Below are 6,091 nucleotides of genomic sequence, written 5' to 3' on the forward strand. Positions count from 1 at the left end.
CGTCTCGAGCTGCGGCGGCCGGGCCGTCATCTGCAGCAGCGGCCGCTTGCCCGGATAGGCGACGAGCGGCCGCTCGCCGTTGCCGAAGGGCAGGGTGACGGTCTCACCTGCGAAGGCCAAAAGGGGCTTGAGCGATGCACCGCTCAGAGTAAGGGCGCCAACTCCAAGGCGCCTAATAAGTTCACGCCGATGCATGATGTGCGCTCCCTCAGAATTCGCTTGTTTTTCCATCCGGGAATTTCGCTTAAATCAATCTATGGTTTGCGATCTATCCGTATGCTAGATTTTATAGATCCGCAGTGGGTCGTCTGTTGGATGCATTTCCATCGCCCGCAGGAGGACGGGCGGTAGCGCTTTTGACGCGCCGGCCATTCAGCGCAGATCGGCAAATTACGCTCAAACCGTCGAGCTAAGCCAATGCAAACTACCTTCTGATACATAGATGCGGGTTATCGGCATCGTCATGCTGAGGGAGTGCGTGCCACGCTCCAAGTCACTGGAGGGCGGCATCACCTGCGCCCGCCGCTCCGCCGAAGGCGTTGGTCCTAGCTTGGGTTTAACCTAACGCGACGGGCTGTCACGGAGCAGGTTCTCGTCCCGGAGTGCGTCGGCCTTGCTCATCCAGCAGAGGCCGTTCACAGCTCGCCCGATCCAGTTCTGCCCAAGGCTATTGCATGCCCGATACCGTCAGCTTTCCCGATTGATGAGACTGAAAGCAGCACCGTGGCCCAACTCAGGCCGGCGCTACGCATCACCGCAGGGCGAGGTTCTTGACGGGGCTCAAGCCTCTGAGTGCATGAACGAAGGTCTCCGGCTCCTCATCCGAGAGGCGGGCAAGGATGACGACCGCCTCAGTCAAACGCCCACGCGCGAGAGCGTCGGACACCTCAGTGCACGTGAGCGGTCGCGACTGGGACAAGACGCCGACCCGCACGGCAGCCGAGCGCAGCTTTTCGGCCGAGAGCGGGTCCGTTCCTCCTTGCCTCGCAGGAGCCGACGCAGCCGGGACACTCATGTCGCCCGGAGGCACTTGGTCGAGTTGCACGTCCGAGTGCTCGCCGCGCAGTACAGAGCGCTGGGCCATCACCATGTCCCTGAAGCGGGCGAGCAGGCCGCCCTTCACTGCAGCCGGCAGATCCGTGCGCTTGGTCAGCGCCACCGTGATATGACCGTCACCCCGCGAGAGGGCCGCGAGACGAGCCAAGCCCTGCCCGGAAAGCTCTGCCGTCCTGTTCGCTGCCAGCAGGCGCAGCGCCGGCCAATTGCCGCGGGCCCCTATCACGTCAGTGACCGATGCCCCGACCTCACGCCGGTCTGCCATCGCGCCGAGATGCCCTTGGCTGCGGGTCTGGGCAATCGTGATCAGATCGGCATCTTGCAACAGAATGGATTGGCGCAGCGCCGGCATCGCCACCTGTGGATCGAGGACGTAAAGCGAGGTCGATGACTGTGCGCACCGGGCCGGCCACGAGTGCGGCCAAGCGGCGCGACAGCCGCGCCCGGGTCTCTGTGCGCTCGGCGCGGGCCAGACGCAGGAGGGCTCCGTCATAGACCCTGGCCGCCGTCGCGCTCATTGACTCGTCGAAGGTGTCCGCGAGCTTCAGGGCGGCTGAGGCGTGAGCGGTGCCAATGATCCTGGCGAGGAGCGCCTCCAAACCCGCGCTTCCGTCGGCATCAAATGCCATAACGGTGCCTCTCCCCTGCTGATGTGGGCTCCCGGTTCAGTGGGCTGAGCTGATCCGGCTCGTTGAGACCAGCTCAAATGAGGTTAGACGGTGGATTGTTGACGCAGTAACCAAATTCACTCTGGCCGCAGAGGACGGTGCTCGTGACCCAGCTGGCACTGGCTCCTCGGAACCCAGGTGCAATTCTTTGCAATCATCGCTTTTCCGAGCTCAACCGCGCAGAAGCGGCCCGCTTCGTTGCTGCACCCTGGCTTGTCGTCAACGCACAAGTCCGGAGACCGGCGCGCCAGGGGGCGAGCGAAACCGAGTTCGTCACTGCGCCTTCGAGCGCGTCTTATTGATCAGGCTCTCGCATCTGCGCACTTCATCGAGGCCCGCGACCATGGCTGGTCGCACACGAGGCCGGACACATGACCGCAACCGTCCTCTCGATGGAAACGTCGCACGTGCAACCTTGACCCGCAGAGGGCATCCACCCATGACGGGCGCAACCGCTTGGCTTTGATCTCAGAGCCTTCCTTGCGAGGTGAAAAGCATGGTCCGTCGTTGAAGATCTGCCAGCCGGTGGTTCAGCAGGTCGCGCTGCCTCTGCCGCTTGCTCTCAAGCTGGCATATGATCCCGTCCCTCTCTGCGGCTGACCCTGACCAAGTCTGCAGACGTTCGCAGTCGCTCTGGAAACCGAATTCGGCGTCCGCCAGCGCAGCCAGAGTGGCTTGGAGGCAGCCCGTAAGATGGTCCATTTCGAGCCCGGCTCTAACCTCATCCGGCAGTCCTTCTGCCCACGCCGCGGCGGGAAGATCCGGGATGTTCAGTACCGTGGGAGGAGCGAGGCTCAGAAGCACGTTGGAGCCCGCCACGATCGCACCTGATGCATCCCGCAGAGGCGTCGGATACGGCATGAAGGGGATCAGCGTTCCATCCGGCCGCTCCAGCACGGCCTGCACCCCGCGCACGGCACGACCCTCCTTCAGCGCGACGGCCATCGGGCACTGGTCGAGGGGCAGGGGCGCGCCTACCGTCGTGAAGATCCGCCAGGAACCGCACCAGCGAGTCTTGCCGAGTTCGGGCCGGTAGCCCCAGAGATCGGCAGCGGCGTCGTTGTAGTAGGTCAGCCAGCCATCCGCGTCGGTCGTGTAGACTGCCGACTTGAATTGCTTGAACACCTCAGCCCGCGACGGCTCATTATTCCAGCTATAATTAGGAGCATCGAAGGTGTCGGATAGCACCGCCTTCCCCCCACAGCAGACGGACCAGATTGGCCCAACCGAGTTCTTCCGGCTGCCCCGACTGCCGCGGGTAACTCCGAGCAGGCTCCGTCTTTGGACGACATGAGCTACCCTTCACAGACGCATAACACGTCGCACTCCAGATCGACCGAACGCGCGAGAATACTCTCGGATCCTGCGAATCGCTCTGCAGAACGCGGCGACCGCGGTAACCTTGCCTCTCTCGCGCAAGATTTCTTCAGCCGCCCATTGTTTTGCACAAAATAACACATGATGCAATGCGGCTTCGGCGAGGTTTACATGTGAACCTATTGAACATTTGCAACAATAAATAGAGGACGGCTTCATAGCTACCTTGACGCTGCCTTGGCGATCTTGGGACTGCCACGCGGATTGCGGAGAGTGCCGCGGCCTTGGGCGAGCATCAGCAAGGTCCTCGTGTTGCGCGCGTGGATGGACCGTTCGTCCGCCCCGACCTCCCAGCGGAGGTGTCTCGACCAGTCGCCCAACGTGCGGCCGGATTTCGACTTCACGTCCTTGTACTTCTTGGAGAAGCTCACGACCAAAGCCTCGAACGCCGCCTCGCCGTCGCGCCGTCCCCTTTCCCGGGTGAACGGCGCCAGCTTGCTGGAAACAGCCCTGGTGGTCACGAGACGGAACCAGGCCGCGTCGCCGTTCGCGTCGCAGAGCAGCTACCGCTCGCAGATGGAGCTGCCTTTTTTACCCCTGACTGTGGAACGGGCGTGCCGTCGGTCCGGTCGATGCACCAGGATCCGCACCATCGATCTTGGGCCAGCACGGGACGGCGACCCCACTGAGACCCCGCCCACCGTTGCCGAGGCGCTCAGGGTCAGTGCCGAGACGGTGCGTCGGCGTATCCGCCGCTTCAACGCCGAAGGGCTGCTCGCCCTGGAGGACCACGCCCGCTCGGGAGCCGGCCGACCTATTCGGCCGAGCAGCGCGCCACCGTGCTCGCCACCGCGCTCACCAAGCCGCAGACCCTGGGGCTGCCGTTTGCCGCCTGGACGCTGGACCGCTTGGTGGCCCATCTGCGGGAGCACCCAGGCATCGCTATGCGCCGCAGCCGGATCGACGAGATTCTGATCCAGGAGGGCTTGCACTGGCGTCGGCAAGAGACCTGGTTCGGCGAGCGAGTCGACCCTGAGTTCGCGAAAAAAAGGGGCGGATCGAGACGCTCTACACCGCGCCGCCCGAGGGCAGTCTCGTTGTCTGCTTAGACGAGATGGGGCCTCTCAGCGCCAAGAGCTATCCGGGCCGAGACCTCGTTCGGCCGACCCCTCCGCTGGCAGGCCGCGCCCGGCAAGAGATCGACTATGGCCGGCGCGGCAAAGGCTATGTCTTCGAGGCGTTCTGCCCGGCGACGGGGGCGGCCTTCACACGTCCCTACCCGGGTCGTGGCACAGCCCACTGGGTGGCATTTCTGGAGGCGGTCGCGGCATGGCTGCCGCAGGAGGCTGGACGGATCTATGCCATCGCGGACAACCTGGGCAGCCACCGCACGACCGACGCGCTGCTGTTCCTGCTGGCGCACCCGCGCTGGGAAATGGTGTTCCAGCCCAAATATGGGGCCTACCTCAACCTGATTGAGCCGTGGTGGAGGATCCTGCGCTCACTCGCCCTGGCCGGCCGCCCATTCGAGACCTGGGACGAGGTCGCCGCCGCCATTGCGCAAGCGACGGAATACGGGAATGCGCACCGTCATCCCGTCGTCTGGGGCCGGCGGCGTCATCGCCCACGCCGCCAGCCCGGCATCGCGCTCCTGCCTAAGGCCGCATAAATTACTGGATGAACCACTAAGTGATTGCCGGCTCTCACCCCGAGGCACAGCATCGTCGTGCGCCCTGCCGAGCGATCAGGGTGCAGGCGCCGGCCGCGCTCGTGTTCTCCCAAGGTCATGGTGTTGCGGTCGGTGCCCCGCTCCACAAACGGCCTGACGTGGAGGCAGGCGCGCCGGATTATGCGGATCCCGCAGCCTCGTGCGCGAGCATAAGGGGTCGTGCGTGCGGTAGCTGGCTATGTGGGATCGACAATGGCCGTCACTGACCCAGGCGATTAGGCTAGCGCCTCGAATGGTGGAGGGCGTCATGCCGGAGCCAGACCACGAATTGGACCTGAAGCGTCTGGAACGCTGTGCCGGGCTCATTGCGGAGGTCGCGACCGAAAGAGAGCGCTTCCGCGCCTTGCTCAATCGAGCCCAACTCATCCTCGATCGGACGACCTCCAAGCCTCCAGCCGGCAGGCGGCTCACTTGGGAATGGTATCGGAAGTGAGAGCGGGCGCCTCGCCTTCCCTGAGTGCCGTTGAACCGCAAACTAGAGGAACGAGCTATGGCAGAGACGGGTACGTCATCGGCTGCGAGCCATCCGCTCATCGAGAGTGACCACATCGAGGGCACGCCCGTCTTCGACGCGAATGGGAAGCGGATCGGAACCATCAAGCGTCTCGTGATCGAGAAGATCAGCGGCCATGTCGCCTATGCCGTCACCTCATTCGGCGGCTTCCTCGGCGTGGGTTCCGAGACCCATACGATCCCGTGGGAACAGCTCCACTACGACACGAAGCTCCACGGCTACCACACGACCATCACGGAAGGGCAGCTGCGCCAGGCACCCGAGTTCTCCCGTGGTGACGAGGCGCTCCTGTCCGGACACCAGAGGCAGCAACTCAGCGACCATTACATGTACATGGCGGACTTGTAGTCCCGTCACCGCCAGCACATGCCCGCCAACCGACGCAGACTCTCGCCCGAAGTGGCTCGCACCCGGGTGGTCCAGCGTGTGATTGTCGTCCGGTGCATCCGGGAGAGCCGGGCGAGATCGGCTGCATTCCTCCGGCATGCAGCAACCGCCTGGGCCGTGAAGCGCCTGCCCCCAAAAGGGGATTGCGCGAAGGGAAGCGCGCCGATTATGCGAATTCCGGAGCCTCGCGCGTGACGTGGATTGCTGAGTTTACTTGTCTCGGGTGCCGGCCGGCACCACCTCCGCCGGGTTATGGCAACCCGGAAAAGGATCGCCTAGCCGCGAGGCTGCGTCCTGACGATGACAACAGTCGGCGGCCTCAGGCTTTCGTGATGTAGTCGCGCATGGCCTGCTGCTCGGCCTCCAGTGTGGGAAGGCGACGCTTGACTACATCTCCGATCGAGACGATGCCGACGAGCT

Annotated in this window: 6 protein-coding genes and 2 pseudogenes; 3 read left to right on the forward strand and 5 right to left on the reverse strand. The window is 64.0% G+C overall.

Features of this window, described 5'->3' with window-relative positions; translation table 11 throughout:
* The 4 genes and pseudogenes from WDW90_RS33905 to WDW90_RS33920 all read right to left on the reverse strand — a co-directional run.
* Positions 1–198 (reverse strand): annotated as a pseudogene (locus WDW90_RS33905) (molybdopterin-dependent oxidoreductase); the annotation flags it as partial.
* A 553-nt stretch (positions 199–751) separates the two neighbouring features.
* Positions 752–1,408 (reverse strand): DUF2336 domain-containing protein, encoded by a 657-nt coding sequence (locus tag WDW90_RS33910; RefSeq protein ID WP_336492091.1) that lies wholly within the window; start codon positions 1,406–1,408, stop codon positions 752–754.
* Between the two features lie 784 nt (positions 1,409–2,192).
* Positions 2,193–2,912, reverse strand: coding sequence for a PAS domain-containing protein (locus WDW90_RS33915; RefSeq protein ID WP_336492087.1), 720 nt, complete (start codon positions 2,910–2,912; stop codon positions 2,193–2,195).
* Positions 2,913–3,262: 350 nt separating this feature from the next.
* The gene (locus WDW90_RS33920) at positions 3,263–3,562 is read right to left on the reverse strand and encodes a hypothetical protein (RefSeq protein ID WP_336492093.1); all 300 of its coding nucleotides are present in this window, start codon (positions 3,560–3,562) and stop codon (positions 3,263–3,265) included.
* Between the two features lie 318 nt (positions 3,563–3,880).
* Here WDW90_RS33920 and WDW90_RS33930 point away from each other — a divergent pair, with 318 nt between their 5' ends.
* The 3 genes from WDW90_RS33930 to WDW90_RS33940 all read left to right on the forward strand — a co-directional run bounded on the left by WDW90_RS33930 (position 3,881) and on the right by WDW90_RS33940 (position 5,632).
* Positions 3,881–4,150 (forward strand): hypothetical protein, encoded by a 270-nt coding sequence (locus tag WDW90_RS33930; protein ID WP_336492094.1) that lies wholly within the window; start codon positions 3,881–3,883, stop codon positions 4,148–4,150.
* A 5-nt stretch (positions 4,151–4,155) separates the two neighbouring features.
* Entirely contained in the window at positions 4,156–4,710 is a 555-nt protein-coding gene (locus tag WDW90_RS33935; protein WP_336492089.1) for a transposase, read from the forward strand.
* 550 nt (positions 4,711–5,260) lie between these two features.
* Complete coding sequence (locus tag WDW90_RS33940) at positions 5,261–5,632, forward strand: PRC-barrel domain-containing protein (protein WP_336492090.1); 372 nt, start codon at positions 5,261–5,263, stop codon at positions 5,630–5,632.
* A gap of 358 nt (positions 5,633–5,990) precedes the next feature.
* Here the strand turns inward: WDW90_RS33940 and WDW90_RS33945 are convergent.
* Positions 5,991–6,091: pseudogene (locus WDW90_RS33945) on the reverse strand (CBS domain-containing protein); the annotation flags it as partial.

Origin of the sequence: Methylobacterium nigriterrae, assembly GCF_037106235.1 — a bacterium.
Classification (GTDB): Bacteria; Pseudomonadota; Alphaproteobacteria; order Rhizobiales; family Beijerinckiaceae; genus Methylobacterium; species Methylobacterium nigriterrae.

Excerpts from the sequence above, each read along its gene's own strand:
- WDW90_RS33935 (WP_336492089.1), top strand. The coding sequence starts at position 4,156 with ATGGGGCCTCTCAGCGCCAAGAGCTATCCGGGCCGAGACCTCGTTCGG.
- WDW90_RS33910 (WP_336492091.1), bottom strand. The coding sequence starts at position 1,408 with ATGCCGGCGCTGCGCCAATCCATTCTGTTGCAAGATGCCGATCTGATC.
- WDW90_RS33940 (WP_336492090.1), top strand. The coding sequence starts at position 5,261 with ATGGCAGAGACGGGTACGTCATCGGCTGCGAGCCATCCGCTCATCGAG.